The sequence below is a fragment of the Caulobacter sp. BE254 genome (assembly GCF_031457295.1).
In the GTDB taxonomy this organism is placed as follows: Bacteria; Pseudomonadota; Alphaproteobacteria; order Caulobacterales; family Caulobacteraceae; genus Caulobacter.
The window spans coordinates 89,053-108,755 of record NZ_JAVDWJ010000017.1; the positions used below are offsets into that span (position 1 = coordinate 89,053).

General features: G+C 70.0%; 20 protein-coding genes and 1 other RNA gene. 16 read left to right on the forward strand and 5 right to left on the reverse strand.

The annotated features are described in order from the left end of the window. Positions 1 to 8: 8 nt before the first annotated feature. From J2X41_RS22600 to J2X41_RS22620, 5 genes are read left to right on the forward strand one after another with little or no spacing between them, the layout of a single operon-like run. Complete coding sequence (locus J2X41_RS22600; RefSeq protein WP_310086234.1) at positions 9 to 722, forward strand: CpaD family pilus assembly lipoprotein; 714 nt, start codon at positions 9 to 11, stop codon at positions 720 to 722. After that, a complete protein-coding gene (locus J2X41_RS22605) occupies positions 722 to 2,293 on the forward strand; it encodes a CpaE family protein (RefSeq protein WP_310086237.1) in 1,572 nt (523 codons plus the stop codon). The genes J2X41_RS22600 and J2X41_RS22605 overlap by 1 nt, the downstream gene beginning before the upstream one ends. Before the next feature lie 3 nt (positions 2,294 to 2,296). Then, positions 2,297 to 3,817 (forward strand): CpaF family protein, encoded by a 1,521-nt coding sequence (locus tag J2X41_RS22610; RefSeq protein WP_310086238.1) that lies wholly within the window; start codon positions 2,297 to 2,299, stop codon positions 3,815 to 3,817. A gap of 3 nt (positions 3,818 to 3,820) precedes the next feature. Continuing rightward, positions 3,821 to 4,801, forward strand: a complete 981-nt coding sequence (locus tag J2X41_RS22615; protein WP_310086241.1) for a type II secretion system F family protein — start codon at positions 3,821 to 3,823, stop codon at positions 4,799 to 4,801. 12 nt (positions 4,802 to 4,813) lie between these two features. Next, positions 4,814 to 5,785: a type II secretion system F family protein gene (locus tag J2X41_RS22620; RefSeq protein ID WP_310086244.1), complete on the forward strand. Its 972-nt coding sequence runs from the start codon at positions 4,814 to 4,816 to the stop codon at positions 5,783 to 5,785. A gap of 209 nt (positions 5,786 to 5,994) precedes the next feature. Here the strand turns inward: J2X41_RS22620 and J2X41_RS22625 are convergent, their stop codons facing one another. Then, positions 5,995 to 7,167, reverse strand: a complete 1,173-nt coding sequence (locus J2X41_RS22625; protein ID WP_310086247.1) for an acyltransferase — start codon at positions 7,165 to 7,167, stop codon at positions 5,995 to 5,997. Positions 7,168 to 7,317: 150 nt separating this feature from the next. Further along, entirely contained in the window at positions 7,318 to 8,136 is an 819-nt protein-coding gene (locus tag J2X41_RS22630; protein ID WP_310086249.1) for a tetratricopeptide repeat protein, read from the reverse strand. A 98-nt stretch (positions 8,137 to 8,234) separates the two neighbouring features. Here J2X41_RS22630 and J2X41_RS22635 point away from each other — a divergent pair, with 98 nt between their 5' ends. Both J2X41_RS22635 and J2X41_RS22640 read left to right on the forward strand, forming a co-directional pair. Next, positions 8,235 to 9,656 carry a leucyl aminopeptidase family protein gene (locus tag J2X41_RS22635; RefSeq protein ID WP_310086252.1) on the forward strand — a complete coding sequence of 474 codons (1,422 nt, stop codon included), beginning with the start codon at positions 8,235 to 8,237 and terminating at the stop codon, positions 9,654 to 9,656. Next, positions 9,653 to 10,483, forward strand: coding sequence for an NlpC/P60 family protein (locus J2X41_RS22640; protein ID WP_310086254.1), 831 nt, complete (start codon positions 9,653 to 9,655; stop codon positions 10,481 to 10,483). Before J2X41_RS22635 ends, J2X41_RS22640 begins: the two co-directional genes overlap by 4 nt. A gap of 141 nt (positions 10,484 to 10,624) precedes the next feature. Here J2X41_RS22640 and J2X41_RS22645 read toward each other — a convergent pair whose 3' ends face one another. Both J2X41_RS22645 and J2X41_RS22650 read right to left on the reverse strand, forming a co-directional pair. Continuing rightward, the gene (locus J2X41_RS22645) at positions 10,625 to 11,152 is read right to left on the reverse strand and encodes a thioredoxin family protein (RefSeq protein ID WP_310086255.1); all 528 of its coding nucleotides are present in this window, start codon (positions 11,150 to 11,152) and stop codon (positions 10,625 to 10,627) included. 193 nt (positions 11,153 to 11,345) lie between these two features. Continuing rightward, positions 11,346 to 12,050 carry a cytochrome c family protein gene (locus tag J2X41_RS22650; protein ID WP_310086258.1) on the reverse strand — a complete coding sequence of 235 codons (705 nt, stop codon included), beginning with the start codon at positions 12,048 to 12,050 and terminating at the stop codon, positions 11,346 to 11,348. A 158-nt stretch (positions 12,051 to 12,208) separates the two neighbouring features. Between J2X41_RS22650 and J2X41_RS22655 the strand changes: the two genes are divergently transcribed. From J2X41_RS22655 to J2X41_RS22670, 4 genes are all read left to right on the forward strand, one after another. Then, entirely contained in the window at positions 12,209 to 12,952 is a 744-nt protein-coding gene (locus J2X41_RS22655; protein ID WP_310086261.1) for a 3-deoxy-manno-octulosonate cytidylyltransferase, read from the forward strand. Next, the gene (locus J2X41_RS22660) at positions 12,949 to 13,797 is read left to right on the forward strand and encodes a prephenate dehydratase (RefSeq protein ID WP_310086263.1); all 849 of its coding nucleotides are present in this window, start codon (positions 12,949 to 12,951) and stop codon (positions 13,795 to 13,797) included. Before J2X41_RS22655 ends, J2X41_RS22660 begins: the two co-directional genes overlap by 4 nt. A gap of 82 nt (positions 13,798 to 13,879) precedes the next feature. Beyond that, the gene (locus J2X41_RS22665; protein ID WP_310086266.1) at positions 13,880 to 14,335 is read left to right on the forward strand and encodes a hypothetical protein; all 456 of its coding nucleotides are present in this window, start codon (positions 13,880 to 13,882) and stop codon (positions 14,333 to 14,335) included. 71 nt (positions 14,336 to 14,406) lie between these two features. Further along, positions 14,407 to 14,826, forward strand: coding sequence for an MAPEG family protein (locus tag J2X41_RS22670; RefSeq protein ID WP_310086268.1), 420 nt, complete (start codon positions 14,407 to 14,409; stop codon positions 14,824 to 14,826). 155 nt (positions 14,827 to 14,981) lie between these two features. Here J2X41_RS22670 and nudC read toward each other — a convergent pair whose 3' ends face one another. Next, positions 14,982 to 15,938, reverse strand: a complete 957-nt coding sequence (nudC, locus tag J2X41_RS22675; protein WP_310086271.1) for an NAD(+) diphosphatase — start codon at positions 15,936 to 15,938, stop codon at positions 14,982 to 14,984. A gap of 91 nt (positions 15,939 to 16,029) precedes the next feature. Here nudC and ffs point away from each other — a divergent pair. The 5 genes from ffs to recR all read left to right on the forward strand — a co-directional run bounded on the left by ffs (position 16,030) and on the right by recR (position 19,479). Continuing rightward, an RNA gene (gene ffs / locus J2X41_RS22680) (signal recognition particle sRNA small type) lies at positions 16,030 to 16,122 on the forward strand. An 84-nt stretch (positions 16,123 to 16,206) separates the two neighbouring features. After that, positions 16,207 to 18,054, forward strand: coding sequence for a DNA polymerase III subunit gamma/tau (locus J2X41_RS22685; protein ID WP_310086273.1), 1,848 nt, complete (start codon positions 16,207 to 16,209; stop codon positions 18,052 to 18,054). A gap of 57 nt (positions 18,055 to 18,111) precedes the next feature. After that, positions 18,112 to 18,441 carry a YbaB/EbfC family nucleoid-associated protein gene (locus J2X41_RS22690; RefSeq protein WP_310086274.1) on the forward strand — a complete coding sequence of 110 codons (330 nt, stop codon included), beginning with the start codon at positions 18,112 to 18,114 and terminating at the stop codon, positions 18,439 to 18,441. A 1-nt stretch (position 18,442) separates the two neighbouring features. After that, positions 18,443 to 18,877 (forward strand): nuclear transport factor 2 family protein, encoded by a 435-nt coding sequence (locus tag J2X41_RS22695; RefSeq protein WP_310086276.1) that lies wholly within the window; start codon positions 18,443 to 18,445, stop codon positions 18,875 to 18,877. After that, a complete protein-coding gene (gene recR / locus J2X41_RS22700) occupies positions 18,877 to 19,479 on the forward strand; it encodes a recombination mediator RecR (RefSeq protein WP_028037346.1) in 603 nt (200 codons plus the stop codon). Before J2X41_RS22695 ends, recR begins: the two co-directional genes overlap by 1 nt. Positions 19,480 to 19,703 lie beyond the last annotated feature (224 nt).

Here is a 19,703-nt window from a genome sequence, read left to right on the forward strand (position 1 = left end):
ACGCGGACATGACGCGACCCCATCCTTCTTCGCCCCGCACGGCCTCGAGACTGGCCGCCGCCGGCCTGGGCCTGGCGTTGCTGACCGCCTGCGCCTCGTCGGGCGCCGGTTCGGACCCGACCGCCGCGCCGCGCACCGCCTCCCAGCAGTGGGAAGACCGCGTCCATGTCGACGGCCGGCCGGACGAGGTGCTGCTGGTCGTTCACGCCGAAGGGCTGTCGCCCGCCCAGAACCAGGCCCTCGACGGGCTGCTGGGCCGCTGGCTGAAGGCCGAGGCGCGCGAGATCGTGGTCAGCGCCCCGATCGGCGGCGCCGGCGGCGAGATCGCCGGCCGCATGGCCATGGCCGCCCGCCAGCGCCTCGTCGCCATGGGCGCGCCGCCCGCCAAGGTGCGGGTCGTCGGCTATGACGCCGCCGGCGCGCCGGACGCGCCGCTGAAGGCCGGCTTCCTGCGCTACATCGCCCAGATCCCGCAATGCGGCGCCTGGGAGAACATCACGGGCACCCGCAACAACAAGGCCTACGAGAACTTCGGCTGCGCGGTGACCGCCAACATCGCCGCCCAGGTGGCCAATCCCGAAGACCTGCTGGGCCCGCGCCCGGAGACGCCGATCGACTCCGGTCGCCGGGCGACCGTGCTCGACAAGTACCGCAAGGGCGAGGTCACCTCCTCGGCCAAGGACCAGCAGTCCAACGGCGTCATCTCCAAGGCGGTCAACTGATGACCACGCGCAACGATCACGATCCCTTCGACCTCGGCTTCGAGGCCGACGACGATTTCACCGTTCCGGCGGCCGCCGGAAGCGACCCGTGGCGCGGCGCGCCGCCGGAACGTTCGGGCGCCGACGACCCGTTCGCCGATTTCCCGCCCGTGCGCGAAACCGTCGCCGCGCCGTTCGCGGACCTGCCGCCGCCGGCCGAGCCCTATGCGCCCAAGCCGCCGACCGCCGCGCCGGTCGCCGCTGCTCCCGCCGCGGCTGGAATGGTCTCGGTCGAAGCGGCCGAGCCGGTCGCGCCGGTCGCGCCGGTCGTCCATCCGGTCGGCTCCACCCAGGCCCTGGTCCAGGAAGTCCTCGCCGCCGCCGACGCCGACATGGGCGAGGCGGCCGTGCCGCGCATCACCATCCACGCCTTCTGCGCCCGGCCCGAGACCGTCGCCCTGGTCGAGGCCGCCTCGGCCGACCGCCGGATGGCCCGCGCCTCGACCATCGCCCAGCCCGGTGGGCTGGAGGGGGCGGTGGCCTACTACCAGAACCAGTCGACCCCCTCGCTGGTGCTGGTCGAGAGCGTGGACGCCGCGCCGCGCATGCTGGCCCTGCTGGACGGCCTGGCCCAGGTCTGCGACCCGGGCACCAAGGTCGTGGTCATCGGCCAGACCAACGACATCGCCCTCTATCGCGAACTGATGCGGCGCGGGGTCAGCGAGTACATCACCCAGCCCCAGGGGCCGCTGCAGATCATCCGCGCGGTCTCCAGCCTCTATGCCGACCCCTCCGCGCCGTTCGTCGGCCGGCAGGTCGCCTTCGTCGGCGCCAAGGGCGGCGTCGGGTCCTCGACCCTGGCCCACAACTTCGCCTGGTCGATGGCCGAGCGCGTGCAGGCCGCCACGGTGATGGTCGACCTGGACCTGCCGTTCGGCACCGCCGGCCTCGACTTCAACCAGGATCCGCTGCAAGGCGTGCTCGACGCCCTGAGCCAGCCCGACCGGCTGGACCCGGTGCTGATGGACCGGATGATGGTGCGCTGCGGCGACCGCCTGTCGCTGTTCGCCGCGCCCGCCGCCTTGGACCAGGACTACGAGATCCCGGCCGACGCCTTCGAGGAGGTCACCCAGAAGATCCGCGGCGCCGCGCCCTTCGTGGTGCTGGACCTGCCGCACAGCTGGAGCGCCTGGACCCGCCGCGTGCTGATCGCCAGCGACGACCTGGTGGTGGTGGCCACGCCCGACCTGGCGTCCCTGCGCAACGCCAAGAACATCGTCGACCTGGTCCGCCAGGCCCGGCCCAACGACGCCCCGCCGCGCCTGGTGCTGAACCAGGTGGGCGTGCCCGGCCGTCCGGAGATCCCGGTCAAGGACTTCGGCGAGGCCCTGGGCCTGACGCCGTCCCTGGTGCTGCCCTTCGATCCCAAGCCCTTCGGCCAGGCCGCCAACAACGGCCAGATGGTCGCCGAGGTGGCGCCGAAGTCGAAGGCGGCCGAGGGCATCGACCACCTGGCGCGCCTGATCAGCCGCCGCGAACCGCCGGCGGTCCAGAAGACCTCGGTCCTCTCCAGCCTGTTCAAGAAGAAGTAGGGCATGTTCGGCAAGCGCGACCAGGCCGCCGTCCGCACGGAGCAGGCGCCGCCGCCCGTCTCGACCGGCGCGCCGGCCATCGCCACGCGTCCGCAGCGGGTCGAGCCCGCCGCCAACGAATCCGCGCCCCCCGGCGCGCCGCCGCCGGTCGCCGCGCCGACCAAGGCCGTCGGCCCCAAGACCACCAACGGCCTGGAGCAGTTGCGCGCCGCCCAGGGCGCGCCGCCGACCGCCCACGTGGTCCGCGAACAGAGCGACTACTACCACGCCACCAAGACCACGATCTTCAACGCCCTGCTCAACACCATCGACCTCAGCCAACTGGCCCAGCTGGACCTGAAGGCGGCGGCCGAGGAGATCCGCGACATCGTCGCCGAGCTGGTGGCGATCAAGAACGTCTCGATGTCGGTGTCCGAGCAGGAGCACCTGGTCCAGGACATCATCAACGACGTCCTCGGCTACGGCCCGCTGGAGCCTCTGCTGGCCCGCGACGACATCGCCGACATCATGGTCAACGGCGCCCACCGGGTGTTCATCGAAGTGGGCGGCAAGGTCCAGCTGACCAATGTCCGCTTCCGCGACAACCTGCAGCTGATGAACATCTGCCAGCGGATCGTCAGCCAGGTCGGCCGGCGGGTCGACGAAAGCAGCCCGATCTGCGACGCCCGCCTGCCCGACGGCAGCCGCGTCAACGTCATCGCTCCGCCCTTGGCGCTGGATGGTCCCACCCTGACCATCCGGAAGTTCAAGAAGGACAAGCTGACGATGAAGAACCTGGTCGACTACCAGTCGATCAGCCCGGAAGGGGCGCGGGTGCTGGGCGTGATCGGCGCCTGCCGCTGCAACATCGTCATTTCGGGCGGCACCGGTTCGGGCAAGACCACCCTGCTCAACACCATGACCGCCTTCATCGACCCGACCGAGCGGGTGGTGACCTGCGAGGACGCCGCCGAACTGCAGCTGCAGCAGCCGCACGTGGTGCGCCTGGAAACCCGGCCGCCGAACCTGGAAGGCTCGGGCGCGGTGACCATGCGCGACCTGGTCAAGAACTGCCTGCGGATGCGTCCCGAGCGGATCATCGTCGGCGAAGTCCGCGGGCCCGAGGCGTTCGACCTGCTGCAGGCCATGAACACCGGCCACGACGGCTCGATGGGCACCCTGCACGCCAACAGCCCGCGCGAGGCGATCAGCCGGATCGAGAGCATGATCACCATGGGCGGCTACGGCCTGCCCTCCAAGACCATCAAGGAGATGATCGTCGGCTCGGTCGACGTCATCGTCCAGGCTGCCCGCCTGCGCGACGGCTCGCGGCGGATCACCCACATCACCGAGGTGGTGGGACTGGAAGGCGACGTGATCGTCACCCAGGACCTGTTCGTCTACGAGATCAACGGCGAGGACGCCGACGGCAACGTGCTGGGCAAGCACCGCTCGACCGGCATCGGCCGTCCGCGCTTCTGGGACCGCGCCCGCTATTACGGCCTGGAGCGCGAGCTGGCCGAAGCCCTCGACGCGGCGGAGTAGGCGATGCTGTTCATCCTCGCCGGCGTCCTGGGCTTCATCACCATAGCGGGGCTGGGTTTCGTGCTGGCCGGCGGCGGCGGCGGCGGCGCGTCCAAGACCGTCAAGCGCGCCCAGCTGATCGCCGGCGGCGACCGCCAGGTCGTGGCCGCCCGGGCCAAGGCCGCCACCAACACCCCCGACGTTCGCCGCAAACAGATCCTCAAGACCCTCAAGGAACAGGATCAGAAAAAGAAGAAGGCGTCGCTGACCATTGCCGCGCGCCTGCGCGCCGCCGGCCTCGGCGACAAGGTCCAGCTGTTCTGGATCATCAGCGCGGTGATCGGGCTGACCGTCGGCCTGGCGCTGCTGCTGCTGCGCCAGATGCCGCTCATCGCCCTGGGCGCGGCCTTCGCCGCGGGCTTGGGCCTGCCGCGCTGGGTGGTGGGCATGTTGGCCACGGCCCGCACCAAGAAGTTCACGTCCGCCTTCTCCGACGCCATCGACATCATCGTGCGCGGCATCAAGTCGGGCCTGCCGGTCAACGACTGCCTGAAGATCATCGGCAAGGAGTGCCCCGAGCCCCTGGCCGGCGAGTTTCGGGCGCTGGTCGAGAACACCGGCATGGGCATGTCGATGGACCAGGCCCTGGAGCGCATGTACGAGCGCATGCCGACCAACGAGCTGCGGTTCTTCACCATCGTCCTGGCCATCCAGGCCAAGACCGGCGGCAACCTGGCCGAAGCGCTGGGCAACCTGTCGACCGTGCTGCGGGCGCGCAAGCTGATGGCCGAGAAGATCAAGGCCCTGTCGGCCGAAGCCGTGGCCTCGGCGGTCATCATCGGCTCCCTGCCGCCCGGCGTCATCGTGCTGATCTCGATCACCGCGCCCTCCTACATGGCGCCGATGTTCAGCGAGCAGCGCGGCCACTTCATGCTGATGATCGCCGGCTTCTGGATGAGCGTGGGCATCTTCGTGATGCGCAAGATGATCAACTTCAAGTTCTAGGGGAGGCGAACCATGATCGACAGGCTCACCGATCCCCAGACGCTGTTCAGCGCCTTCATCGCGATCGTGGTGTTCGCCACCATCGTCACCCTGGCCATGCCGATGATGAACGGCAGCAGCCTGGAAGGCCGGCTGAAGTCGGTGGCCAACCGCCGGGAAGAACTGCGCCGCCGCTCGCGCGAAGCCATGGCCGAAAAGGGCGGCGGCTCGCTGCGCCACGTCGACGAGGGGATGTACAAGAACGTCGTCGACCGCCTGCAGCTGTCCAGGCTGCTGGAGGACCCCAAGGTCGTCGACAAGCTGGCCCAGGCCGGCTTCCGCGGTCCCAAGCCGGTGTCGACCTTCTACTTCTTCCGCTTCGTGATGCCGTTCGCGTTCGCGGCCGTGGTGGCCTTCTACCTCTATCTGATCAACGGCTTCGGCCTGCTACCGGTCCAGAAGCTCGCCGCCTGCTTCTTCGCCCTGACGGCGGGCTATTACGCGCCCAACCTCTACATCTCCAACATCGCCCAGAAGCGCCGTGAGTCGATCGTCCAGGCGTTCCCCGACGCCTTGGACCTGATGCTGATCTGCGTCGAAAGCGGCATGTCGATCGAGGCCGCCATCGCCAAGGTGGGGGCCGAGGTCGGCTCGGCCTCGATGGAGCTTGCCGAGGAGCTCAGCCTGCTCACCGCCGAGCTCAGCTACCTGCCCGAGCGCCGCCTGGCCTATGAGGGCCTGGCCCGGCGGACCAACCATCCCGGCATCCGCTCGGTGGTCACCGCCATGATCCAGGCCGAGCGCTACGGCACGCCGCTGGGCTCGGCCCTGCGGGTGATGGCCAAGGAAAACCGCGAGCTGCGGCTTTCCGCCGCCGAGAAGAAGGCCGCCGCCCTGCCGGCCAAGCTGACCGTGCCGATGATCGTGTTCTTCCTGCCCGTGCTGTTCATCGTGATCATGGGCCCGGCGATCATCAAGATCCAGGACGTGATGAAGAACCGCTAGGATCTGTGGACAGTTGGGCGTTTGGCCGTCGTGGGCCGCCCTCGTCCTTCGACAGGCTCGGGATGAGGGCTACTTTATAGGGCGGTTCAGTAGAATTCCTCATCCTGGGCCTGTCGAAGGACGAGGAATTGGGCCCTGCGGGCGTCGACGCGGCCGCCCAAGCCAGCCTCGGCATGGTCGAGCGGTCCGGCTTCATCGGAAAGATCCCGTCAGGCCTGGCTGGCCGCGAAGGACGGGCGAGCGGCCCGGCGGCTCTCGCTCCATTTCCAAGACCGGCCCCACCGGGTCAGCGGCTCCTCGATGAGCTTGGTCATGCCCACCCCGACCAGGACGCACACCGGCGCGGCCATCAGGGTGACCGCCCATTGCGCGGGACTGCCCAGGCCGGGGCGGGCGTGCAGGATCAGGCCGTGCATCAAGCCCAGGACAGGGAGGTGGGACAGATAGATGCAGTAGCTGTTGTTGCCGAAAAACCGCAAGAACCGCGATTCCATGGTCTTGGCTTCGGGAGCGCCCCTGACCAGCGCGAGCAGATAGCTGACGCATCCGATCGCCATGGTCAGCGGCCCGAAGACGTCGAACGCGGATCCGCCCAGTCTCTTGAGGACCAGGATGCCCCCGAGGGCGGCCAGGGGCGTCCATCGAAGCCAGGGTTCAAGCATCTTCCACGGCACGCGCGGGGAAGTCGCCATGAGGGCGCCCAGAATGCCGACCGCCAGGAGATCTCCGCGGCTGGGCAAGAGGGTCAGGCCGACCATGTGATTGGCGAAGCCGAATTCGAAGACGGCCAGGCGCAGGCCGACGGCGAGCGCCACGACGCAGGCCAGAACGGCGGGCAACCAGCGACGGGGCGTGAAGACGATCGCCGCCGGGGCCAGGAGATAGAAGTGCTCTTCCATCGCAAGCGTCCAGGTGGGCGCCAGCCAGTGGGCTCCGATCGTCTCCGTGGCGATCATGAACGCGGGTTGGCTGAAGGTCAGATAGCTCCACAGCGGAAAGAGCGGTTCGGCCTCCGACCACGCCGGGTCGCAGAGCCTGAAAAGGCCGAAGACCACCAGCACGGTGATCATGTAGGCGGGAATGGTTCGAAGGAACCGTCGCGCATAGAAGACCGAGAAGAAATTCTCGCACGAGCGCTTTTCCAGGATCAGCTTTCCGACCAGATAGCCGCTGAGGACGAAGAACATGTCGACGCCGATCCAGCCGAACATCAGCGCCGAAACACCTCCTGGAACTTCGGCGAACAGGTGCGAGACGACCACGAACAGGGTCATCAAGCCTCTCACGCCGTCGAGCGCCACGATCCGCCGGACTTCCCCCGACGAGGTCGCCGATGTCGCGTCAGGGACGGACACCCTCTGATCCTGCACTGAAGCGGCCATCGTTCTCCCCCTCGGAGGTTGAAAATCGGCCAGGCGGCATTGTCGTCGCGTTAACAGGCCTGGATGGAGGGGCTTTTTTCTTCCGCGTCTTGCGTTTGACCTGACGTCTCGCGGTTGGTCGGCGGGGTGGCCGAGAAGGGCGTCAGGCGCCTATCCGCCCGCCTTCACGGCGGTCCACGACCGCGTCGCGCCTTCCTGGCCGACAGCGGCGCGCAGCCAGGCCAGGTTGTTGTCGACCGACTCCGGCGGCAGGTCCTGGCGGGCCAGTTTCTCGGCCTCGTCGAGGCGGCCCTGCAGGCCGATCACCAGGGCCAGGTTCTGGCGCACCTGGATGGTGGCGGTGGGCAGGGCGGACGCCTGGCGGAGCAGTTTCTCGGCCCCCGGCAGGTCGCCGGTCGAGGCCAGGTGCATGGCGAGGTTGGTCAGGGGGACCGCCTCGGCGGGGGCCAGGGCCACGGCCTGGCGATGGGCGGCCAGGGCCTCGTCGTCGCGCTTGGCCTGCTCGTAGGCCACGCCCAGCAGCGACAGCGGCCGCCAGTCGCGCGGCTGCAGGGCGGCGGCCTTGCGGCCCGGTTCAATGGCGTAGAAGCCCTGGCCGCGCGCCACGTTGGCCCGGGCCGATTCCATCAGGGCGTCGTAATTGTCGGGGACGACGACCAGGATCCGGGCGGCCGCGTCGGCCGCCTCGTCGTAGCGGCCCAGGGCGCGCAAGGCCTGGGACAGGCCCACGCCCGCCTCGACGTCGCGACCGTCGCGCTCGGCTTCGGTCGACCAGAACGCCATCCGGGTCAGGGGATCGGCGCGCCGCATCTCGGACCGCTCGGCCGGCGTCGCCTTGCCCGGCGCCTGGGGCGCGGCGGCGGGCGCGGCCACGGGCTTGTCGGCGGCATGGGCCGAGGCCGCCATCAGCACGCTGGAAGCGAGGAGGGGGGCGAGAATGGTTGCGAGGCGCGCGCGCTTGCGACACATGAAGAGGAATCTCCCGACGGTCCCGCATCCTCGCGCGCGGCCCTCAAGGAATCGTTAAGCATAATTTCCCCGACCCATTGCAAGTTCAGGGCGCGTCCATGTCGGAACCGATCATCGCCTCCTCGTCCCGTTCCGCCGAGGACGGCCCGCCGACGCCGATCCACTGCCTCTACGAGTCCGAACTGGCCGCCTTCGTCGAGGCGCGGCCCAGCTTCGTGAAGGGCTTCGTGGCCCTGGAGGACTTCAAGGCCAAGGCCGGCCAGGTGCTGGTCCTGCCCACGCCGCAAGGGGCCGTGGACCGCGTGCTGCTGGGCCTGGGCGTGCGGGGCAAGGCCGAGGCCGCGCTGTTTCGCGCCCTGCCCGCTCGCCTGCCGGCCGGCGACTATCGCCTGGCGGCGGTCCCCGACGGCCTCGACGCCGGTCAGGTCGCCCTGGCCTTCGCCCTGGGCGCCTACAGGTTCGACCGCTACCGGCCCCGCACGGGGGAAGAGCCGCGACGACTGGTCGCGGACGAAAACGTCGACCTGGACGAGGTCCACGCCGTCGCCCACGCCTGCGCCCTGGCCCGCGACATGGTCAACACCCCGGCCAATGACATGGGACCGCTGCAGATCGAGACCATCGCCCGCGAGATCGCCGAGCGCCATGGCGCGACCCTGGAGGTGATCGTCGGCGACGACCTGCTGGAAGCCAACTATCCCGCCGTCCACGCCGTCGGCCGCGCCGCCGTCCCGGCCCGCGCGCCGCGGATGCTGGAGCTGACCTGGGGCGATCCGGCCCACCCGCGCGTCGCGCTTATCGGGAAGGGCGTGGTGTTCGACACCGGCGGCCTGGACATCAAGCCGTCCGGCGGCATGCGGCTGATGAAGAAGGACATGGGCGGCGCGGCCCACGCCCTGGCCCTGGGCCGGATGGTGATGGCCGCCGGCCTGCCGGTGGCGCTGAGCGTGCTGGTCCCGGTGGTCGAGAACGCCATCGCCGGCGACGCCATGCGACCCGGCGACGTGCTGGCCACCCGCGCCGGCCTGACCGTCGAGGTCGGCAACACCGACGCCGAGGGCCGGCTGATCCTGGCCGACGCCCTGACCCGCGCCGCCGAGCTGGAGCCGGCGCTGACGATCGACCTGGCCACCCTGACCGGCGCGGCCCGCGTGGCCCTGGGGCCGCAGGTCATCCCGTTCTACACCCCCGACGACGACCTGGCCCTGGAGATCGAGGAGGGCGCGCGCGAGGCCTCCGACCCGGTCTGGCGCATGCCCTTGTGGGAGGGATACAGGGAGGCGGTCGAGAGCGACATCGCCGACCTGAAGAACGATCCCGACGCCTGGGCCCAGGCGGGCTCGATGACGGCGGCCCTGTTCCTGCAGCGCTTCGCCCCGACCACCGGATCGTGGGTCCATTTCGACATCTTCGCCTGGAACCCCAAGGGGCGGCCTGGCTTCGCGTCCGGCGGCGAGGCCCAGGTGATCCGGGGGCTCTACGGCATGCTGAAGTCGCGATTCCCGAAGGCCGAGGCATGAGCGATCCGCGCCTCACCCTCGCCCGCCCAGACCTGGCGAATCTTGATCTGCAGGGCCTGGTCGCCGCCGAGCGCTACGCCGCCCCGACCCTGCGCCAGGTGGCGGTCCCGACCGCCGCCCTGCGCAAGGCCGCCCATCCGATGGCCGAGCAGTGGGACCAGCTGCTGTTCGGCGAGCTGTTCCGGGTGCTGGACGTCAAGGACGGCTTCGCCTGGGGCCAGGCGGCCCGCGACGGCTATGTCGGCTTCGTCGCCGAGGACGACCTGGCCGCCCGGGGCGCGCCTGCCACCCACCAGGTGGCGGTCCCGCGCACCTACGCCTTCGCCGAGCCCGACATCAAGTCGCGACCGGTCGGGCTCTATTCGCTGAACGCCCTGACGGCGATCGAGGCCGTGGAAGGCCGGTTCGCCCGGGGCGAGGGCACGGGCTGGTTCGTCGCCGCCCACCTAGCGCCGGTCGGCAAGGTCCTGACCGACCATGTGGCGGTGGCGCAGGGCTATCTGGGCGCGCCCTACCAGTGGGGCGGCCGCGAATCGCTGGGCCTGGACTGCTCGGGCCTGGTCCAGCAGGCCCTGGCGGCCTGCGGCAAGGCGGTCCCGCGCGACACCGACCTGCAGCTAGCCTTCTTCGCGCCGATCGCGGCGGAGGAACGCCGGCGCGGCGACCTGGTGTTCTGGAAGGGCCACGTGGCCATCCTGCTGGACGCCGAGACCATCCTGCACGCCAACGCCCATCACATGGCCGTGGCGATCGAGCCCTTGGCCGAGGCGGTGGCCCGCGTCGAGGCGGCGGGCGGCGGTGGGGTGACGGGGTGGCGAAGGCCGTAGCCGGACGCCCCCTCCGTCACGACGCTACGCGCCGCGCCACCTCCCCCGCTTCGCAGGGGAGGAGAAGATCGCTCCTCCCCCGTGAAACGGGGGAGGTGGCGGGCGAAGCCCGACGGAGGGGGCGTTCCCGGCATCAGTCCGTCACTTCGGCCACTGGGCCAGCCAGTCGGCCAGCGACTGCGGCGTCATGTGGCGGGCGTCGGTCAGGGCGAACAGGGCGTTCGGATTGACCAGCTTGCCCTTGGTGTCGACCACCAGGAAGGTCGGCACGCCGTTCAGCTTGTTGACCCCGTAGCGGGCCGGGATCTGCATGTTGTGGTCGTAGCGGCCGACATTGACGGTCACCACCTCGTAGTGCTTTTCGACGAAGGCCTTGAGGTCGGGCTGTTCGATCATGCCGGCGAACACCCGGCAATCGCCGCACCAGTTGCCGCCCAGGTCGATCAGGACCAGCTTGTGCTTGGCCTTGGCGGTCTTGATCGCCTTGGCGACGTCGGCCTCGGCGTCGGCCTTTTCGTCATAGGGATAGGGCAAGGGCGTGGGCAGGTCGGCCAGCGACTTCAGGGCCACGGTCGGGGCCTTGGCGGCGAAGGCCAGGCTCGGCAGCGCCGAGACGGGGGCGGCGATCAGCAGCGCGGCGAGCGAGGCGGCCAGCAGGCGAGACGTCATGGTCGAACGGTTCCGGTGAAGCGGTGCGGTCCGATACTCTACTCACGGAATGGGGAAAGACCGCAAGGCAGCTTTGCTGCGGGCGGTTCCACAACGCCTGAGGCGCCCCGATCGCAGGCGCCCGGAAAGACGGCAAGGAAAAAGGCCGCGAAGCGAACTTCGCGGCCTTCGTCATGTCTGGACCTGGAGTCGATCAGGACTTGGCGGTCGTCGCGGCCGGGGCCGGGGTGGCCGGCGCGCCGGCGGCGGGAGCCCCAGCGCCGGCGGGAGCCGGAGCGCCCGGAGCCGCCGGAGCGGCGCCCGAAGCGGCCGCGCCAGCCGCCGGAGCTTCGCCGGCGGGAGCCGGAGCCGCGCCCGCGGGCTTCGGCGCCGGGATCGGCAGGCTGGAACCCAGGCTGTGCAGATAGGCGATGATGGCGATGCGGTCTTCCTGCTTCTTCAGGCCGACGAAGGTCATCTTGGTGCCCGAGACGTCCTTGCCCGGGGCCTTCAGGAAGGTGTCGAGCTTGTCGTAGTCCCAGACCGGGTTCTTGTTGCCGTACTCGACCATGGCCGGCGAATAGGCGAAGCCGGGGTGGGTGCCGGGCTTGCGGCCGACCACGCCGAACAGGCCGGGGCCGGTGTGGTTCTCGGGGGTGAAGTTGTGGCAGGAGGCGCACTTGGCGCTGACGGCCTGGCCGGCGGCGACGTTGGCCGGGGTCAGGACGCTGCCCCAGTCGGGCGCGACCTCGGCGGCGGCGCCGCCTGCGCCCGCCTCTTCGGCGACGGCGATCTCGTAGCCGGGCTTTTCAAGCTCGTGCTTGGCGAAAACGATGTCCGACGCTTCCTTGAGACCGAAAATGATCAGGCCGGTCAGCAGCACGCCGCCAGCGATCTTGTTGAACGTCAGGTCGCTCATCTAAAGCCTTACCAGCCTCTTGGGGGCCGTCTGACGACAGGCCCGAAATCCGCGCCCGGAGGTTTCCCCCGCGCGCTCCATGTTGCGCTCGCGTCTCTTACACGCTACCGCCCGAGGCGCAACCGGGCAGCAACGGTTTTGACCCGCAACGGCCTTTCATGAACCCTATCGTCGTCATTCCGGCCCGCATGGCCGCCACCCGCCTTCCCGACAAGCCATTGGCCGACATCGGCGGGCTGCCGATGATCGTGCGCGTGCTGCGCCAGGCCCAAGCGGCGGGAATCGGCCCGGTGGCGGTGGCGGCCGGCGACGTGGCCATCGTCGAGGCGGTCGAGCGGGCCGGCGGCCAGGCGGTGCTGACCGACCCGGCCCTGCCCTCGGGCTCGGACCGCATCCTGGCCGCCCTCGACGTGCTGGATCCAGACCGCCGCCACGACGTGGTCATCAACCTGCAGGGCGACATGCCGTTCGTGCAGCCGGCGGTGCTGGGCGCCTGCGCCGACCTGCTGAGCGCCTATCCCGGCTGCGACATCGCCACCGTCGTCGCGCCGGAAGCCTCGCCGGCCGACCGGTCCAACCCCGACGTGGTCAAGGCCGTGCTGGCCATGGAGCAGGACGGCCTGTCGGGCCGGGCGCTCTATTTCACACGCTCCACCCTCTATGGCGACGGGCCGATCTGGCGCCACATCGGCATCTACGGCTATCGTCGCGCGGCGCTGGAAGCCTTCAACGCCGCCCCGCCCTCGCCGCTGGAGAAGCGCGAGAAGCTGGAGCAGCTGCGGGCCATGGAGCTGGGCCTCGACCTGCGCGCCGCCGTGGCCGCCGAGGCCCCGATCTCCGTCGACAATCCCTCCGACCTAGAAGCGGCGCGCGCCTACGCCGCCGGGAAGACCGCCGCATGAGCATCCTCAAGAAGATCGCCTTCCAGGGCGAACCCGGCGCCAACAGCCACGAAGCCTGCCGCACCTATTTCCCCGACTACGAGGCCGTGCCCTGCGCCACCTTCGAGGAGGCGTTCGAGGCCATCAAGACCGGCGCCTGCCAGCTGGGCATGATCCCGATCGAGAACTCGATCGCCGGCCGGGTCGCCGACGTCCACCATCTCTTGCCCGCCTCGGGATTGCAGATCGTCGGCGAGCGCTTCAAGCCGATCCGCTTCCAGCTGATGGCCAACAAGGGCGTGACGCTGGAGACGGTGAGGATCGCCATGTCGATGCCGATCGCGCTGAGCCAGTGCCGTCACAGCCTGAAGAAACTCGGCCTGGCCCACGAGAGCGCCGGCGACACGGCCGGCGCCGCCAAGGCCCTGGCCCTGAAGCCCGACCCGACCCGCGCCGCCGTCGCCCCCGCCCTGGCCGCCGAGATCTACGGCCTGGACATCCTGGCCCAAGGCATCGAGGACGAGCGCAACAACACCACGCGCTTCCTGGTGATGACGGCCGACAAGTCGCCGGAACCGCCGCCGTTCACCCACCGCTGCGTGACCAGCTTCGTGTTCAAGGTCCGCAACCTGCCGGCCGCCCTCTACAAGGCGCTGGGCGGCTTCGCGACCAATGGCGTCAACATGACCAAGCTGGAAAGCTACATGGAGGGCGGCCACTTCACGGCGACCTTCTTCTACGCCGAGGTCGACGGCCGCCCCGAGGACCGCAGCCTGGCCCTGGCCTTCGACGAGCTGAAGTTCTTCTCCGACAAGTTCGAGATCCTGGGCGTCTATCCGGCCGATCCGTTCCGGGATCGGGTCTAAAACGACCTTGTCGCATCTGGAGGTTGTGCCTAGCTTGGCTGCGGTCAGGTCGGTTTCGGCCCGGGGAACAAGGGGAAGCGGGATGAGGATCTTGCCGTGGGCGTTTGGTGCGGCTGGCATGTTGTTGCTGGGCCTGGCGATCGGTTTGGGAATCTGGGCTGGCATGCCGGCCAATCCGCTTACGGCCCTGAGACTCATTGTCGGCTATTCAGGCGCGTTGTCCAAACTCTGCTACCCGCTTCTGGCCGGTCTGGCGATCTGGACCTTGGTTCTTGTCGCCTTGCGACTGGCGGGCCGGCCGCTGAAAGATCTGTCCCTTCTGACCATCCTGAGCTTGGTTCCGCCGGCGATCGGTTTGGTCGTATTGCTTCTGACAGGTTTGATCATTCTTCGTGTCGCGGCGCAGACGCATACGACCGATCTCATCGTCATTGCCCCCGGCCTGGCGGAAGCAATAACGCCCTTTGCTTTTGGCCTTATAATCGGCGCTGTCGCCGCCACGCTCAAGGCGGCGCCGACGGGACGGACGGTGGCCTGACGTAGCCGCGGGCTTCGCCGTAACAGCCGGCAGGCCAAGCGTCGCACGGCGATGCGGGGAGGGACTTCGACATGAACACGCTGGTCGCGCCGGTGATGGCGCTGGTGGCCTGGTCGCTGGTGATCTGGGTGTGGATGTACGTCCAGCGGTTGCCGGCCATGAGCAAGGCCGGGATCGCGCCGCAGGCGGCGGCCTTTCCCGGCAGCCTGGACGGCCTGCCGGCGCCCGCCCGTCAGGCGGCCGACAACTACAACCACCTGATGGAGCAGCCGACGATCTTCTACGCCGCGGCCCTGGCCATCCAGGTCGCCGGCCATGGCGACGCCCTGGCGGTCGGGCTGGCCTGGGCGTTCGTGGCGTTGCGGGTGGTGCACAGCCTGATCCAGGTCAGCGTCAACATCGTGCTGCTGCGCTTCCTGGCGTTCTCGGCCGGGACGCTGGTGCTGGCGTGGATGGTGGTGCGGGAGCTGGTGGTGCTGTTCGCGGGCTGACGTCCAGCAAGACCCTCCCCCTGTGGGGGAGGCGATCGCGGAGCGATCGGTGGGGGGAGTTCTGGGATCGTCGATCGTAGATCTGGCCGCCTGCCGATCACTCCCCCCTTCCGTCGGCTTCGCCGACACCTCCCCCACAGGGGGAGGATCTAGCCCTACTCTTCCTCCGCCCAGGCCTTGATCAGCTGGTGGGCGATGGCCAGGGGCGGCGGGGCGAAGAAGCCGTCCAGCTCGCCCTTGATCAGGGCCCGGGCCTCGTCCTTGGTGAACCACTTGACCGCTTCCAGCTCGGTCTGGTCGGGGGCGGCCGTGTCGCTGTCGACGTCGGCCATCAGCCCCATCATCAGCGACGAGGGCCAGGGCCAGGGCTGGCTGGAATGGTAGCGGACGGCCGTGGCAGTCAGGCCGGCCTCTTCCTTCAGCTCGCGGGCGCAGCCTTCCTCGATGGTCTCGCCGGGCTCGATGAAGCCGGCCAGGGCCGAATACATGCCGGGCGGCCACAGCGCCTGGCGGCCCAGCAAGCAGCGGCCGCCGTGCAGGGCCAGCATGATCGCCACCGGGTCGGTGCGCGGGAAGTGCTCGGCCTGGCAGGAGGGGCACAGCCGCTTCCAGCCGCCGTCGCTGACCGCCGTCTCCTGGCCGCAGTTGCTGCACCACTTGTGCTTGCGCCGCCATTCGAACATCGACTTGGCGGTGGCCAGGATGCCGGCGTCGGGCGGCGGCAGGGTCGCGGCGATCCCGCGCAGCTCCTCGAACCGGCCCAGGCCCTGCAGCGGCCCCTCGGCCGGGTCGGCCCCGCCCTCCAGGTCGACGGCGAACACCGCGATGTCCTTCCACAGGCCCAGGAACAGCAGCCGCTCGGGCGTGGCGGCCAGGTCCTTGGCCATGTCGGCGCGCAGATAGGCGATCTGGGCGCCCGTCACCTTGGCGTCGCCCCCTTCGCCGTCAGGTCCGACGACGTCCTCGACCAGCGCCTTGCCGTTCCAGATGGCCACGGCCAGCGAATGCGGGTCGGCGGCCTTCTCGGCCAGCCAGGCCTCGTCGCCCCGGCGCTCGCTGGCGCGGTCGAGCGGATTGCCGGCGAAGGTGTTGGTGATGATCGAAAGGGCCATGGGAATTCTCTAACATCCGCGACGAAGAGTCGTCACGGCTCCGCGCTTCATGTCTTGCATCCGTCACGATGAGTCGCGATATAGGCCTCGGAGATCGGCGACGGGCGGAGTCCTCGCCAACCTGGTCAGGGCCGAGAGGCAGCAGCCACAACGAGTTTCGCTCCGGGTCGTCTGCCGGTCTCCACCTTTCCCCGAAATCTGTCAGCTTCTGGACCCCGCGCGCGCCGCGAGCCTTTTGCTGCGCCCTTCCGCACACTACACTCACGCCATGGCCGACCACGACGACCTCACGACCGATTCCGCGCCGCCGTGGGACGAAGAGCCCGCCGAGCGCGACGAGAACACCGCCGACATCTTCGGCGGCGCGCCGCCGGCCGTCGCCGCGCCGGCCGCCACGCCCGCCGCCACGCCGATGACCAGCCAGGCCTCCGATCCGGACGCCGCCTACACCGTGCTGGCCCGCAAGTACCGGCCGCGCACCTTCGAGGACCTGATCGGCCAGGAGGCCATGGTCCGCACCCTGGCCAACGCCTTCTCCACGGGCCGCATCGCCCACGCCTTCATGCTGACCGGCGTGCGCGGGGTGGGCAAGACCACCACCGCCCGCCTGCTGGCCCGGGCCCTGAACTACGAGACCGACACGGTCCACCAGCCCTCGGTCGACCTGACCGTCGACGGCCGCCACTGCAAGGCCATCGTCGAGGGCCGGCACATGGACGTGCTGGAGCTGGACGCCGCCAGCCGCACCAAGGTCGACGAGATGCGCGAGCTGTTGGACGGGGTGCGCTACGCCCCGGTCGAGGCGCGCTACAAGGTCTACATCATCGACGAAGTGCACATGCTGTCGACGGCGGCGTTCAACGCCCTGCTGAAGACGCTGGAAGAGCCGCCGCCGCACGCCAAGTTCATCTTCGCCACCACCGAGATCCGCAAGGTGCCGGTGACCATCCTGTCGCGCACCCAGCGCTTCGACCTGCGCCGGGTCGAGCCGGACGTGCTGGTCAAGCACTTTGCCCGCATCGCCGCCAACGAGGGGGCCAAGGTCGAAGAGGACGGCCTGGCCCTGATCGCCCGGGCCGCCGAGGGCTCGGTGCGCGACGGCCTGTCGCTGCTGGACCAGGCCATCGTCCAGGGCGAGCGCGGCTCGACCGTCACCGCCGCCGTGGTCCGCGACATGCTGGGCCTGGCCGACCGCGGCCAGACGATCGCCCTGTTCGAGAACGTGATGAGCGGCAAGCCGGGCGAGTCACTGAAGGGCTTCCGCGCCCTGTGGGGGTTCGGCGCCGATCCGGCGGTGGTCATGCTGGACCTGCTGGACCACTGCCACGCGTCTTCCGTGGCCAAGGCCCTGGGGCCGGACGCCCTGACCCTGCCCAAGGAGCAGGCCGCGCGCCTGACCTCGATCGGGGCCCAGACCTCGGCCGGGACCCTGTCGCGCCTGTGGCAGATGCTGCTGAAGGCCCATGACGAGGTGCGCCGCGCGCCCGACGCCATGGCCGCGGCCGAGATGGCGATCATCCGCCTGTGCTGCGCCGCCGACCTGCCCGGTCCGGAAGAGGCGCTGAAGGCCCTGCGCGACGGCCAGCCCGTTGGCGGCGGTCCGGGCGGTGGCGGCGGCGGCTCGATGGGCGGCGGCGGAGGCGGCGGAGGCGGCGGAGGCGTCAACGCCCAGGCCCGGGTGATGGCCGCGCCGGCCGCCCAGGCCGCGCCGACCCTGGCCTCGTTCGAGGACGTCGTGAAGCTGATCGCCGAGAAGCGCGACATCGGCCTGCGGCTGGACGTCGAGCAATATGTCCGCCCGATCAGCTTCCGGCCCGGGGCGATCACCTTCGAACCGGCCCCCGGCGCGCCCGGCAACCTGGCCGGCCGGCTGGTGCGAGCGCTGAAGGAATGGACCGGCCAGCCCTGGCTGGTGGCGGCCGAGGGCGGCGGCGGGGCCGAGAGCCTGTTCGAGCGCCAGAAGCGCGAGGAGCGCGAGGAACTGGCCTCGATCAAGTCCGACCCCTTCGTCGCCTCGGTGCTCAGCGCCTTCCCCGGGGCCGAGATCGTCGAGGTCCGCAAGATCCTGACGCCCGAGGCGCCGCCGATCGAGCCGGACGAGCTGGAAGAGACCTGAATTTCTCCCTTCCCCCTTGATGGGGGAAGGGAGTTTGCAAGAATGGAGCTTGATCCCATGAAAGACCTCGGCGGCCTGATGAAGCAGGCCCAGGCGATGCAACAGAAACTGGCCGACGCCCAGGCGCGGCTCGCCGAGCTGAGCGTCGACGGCACGGCCGGCGGCGGCATGGTCACCGTCACCCTGAAGGGGTCGGGCGAGCTGGCCAGGGTGGTGCTGGACGAGAGCCTGGTCGAGCCCGGCGAGGGCGAGGTGATCGCCGACCTGATCGTCGCCGCCCACGCCGACGCCAAGAAGAAGCTCGACGCCAAGCAGGCCCAGCTGATGCAGGAAGCCGCCGGTCCGATGGCCGGCATGATGGGCGGCCTGCCGGGCATGAAGTTCTAGGATGTCGGTCCGCGCCCTCCTGGCCGCCGCCGCCCTGCTGGCGCCGGGCCTGGCCCTGGCCGACCCGCTGCCGGCCGACCTGGCCGCCGCCGCCCACGCCTATGACGCGGCCCAGGTGAACGGCGACCGCGCGGCGCTGGAGCGGCTGGTCGCCGACGACTACGTGCTGGTCAACGGCGCGGGCCAGGTCCAGGACAAGGCGCGGCTGATCGCCGACTATGTGGCCCCGGGCTTCAAGCTCGACCCGTTCACGATCGAGGAACCGGTCGAGAAGGTCCTCGGCGACACCGCCCTGCTGGGCGGCCGGGTCAACATGACCGGCGTGGACGGCGGCCAGCGCTTCGCCCTGGTCGTGCGGTTCGTGGACACCTGGGCCAAGCGCGACGGCCAGTGGCGGGTGGTCTATTCGCAGGTCACCCGGGTCGCCAAGCCCTGATGGCCGCCTCCGCCGGACCCGAGATCGAGCGCCTGATCGCCCTGCTGTCCAAGCTGCCCGGCCTGGGTCCGCGCTCTGGTCGGCGGGCGGCGCTGGCTCTGCTGAAGAAGCGCGACACCCTGCTGGCCCCCCTGGCCGCCGCGATCGTCGACGCCCAGGCCAAGGTGCGCACCTGCTCGGTCTGCGGCTCGCTGGACACTTCCGATCCCTGCGCCGTCTGCTCCGACGCTACCCGCGACAATCGCCTGCTGTGCGTGGTCGAGGAGGTGGGCTCGCTGTGGGCCATGGAGCGCGGCGGCTCGTTCAAGGGCCGCTACCACGTGCTGGGCGGCCTGCTGTCGGCGCTGGACGGGGTCGGTCCCGAAGCGCTGCGGGTAGGCGAACTGCTGGGCCGGGCCAGCAACAGCGAGATCCAGGAGGTCATCCTGGCCCTGCCGGCCACGGTGGACGGCCAGACCACGGCCCACTACCTGGCCGACCGCCTGGCGCCCACCGGCGTCTCAGTGACCATGCTGGCGCGCGGCGTGCCGGTGGGCGGGGACCTCGACTGGCTGGACGACGGGACGATCGCCCAGGCGCTGCGGGCAAGACGGCCGGCTTAAAGATCCTCCCCCCGTGGGGGAGGCGATCGCGCAGCGATCGGTGGGGGGAGTCTTAGGAACGATGATCCGGGATGCGGTCACCCGCTGAATACTCCCCCCTCCGTCGGCTTCGCCGACACCTCCCCCACAGGGGCAGGGGAATCGCATTTGATGCGGCTGGGGAGTTGCCAGAGATTTGCTGATCGATTCTGACAGTGTTTCCGTAATGAGGAGGCGCTGATTTG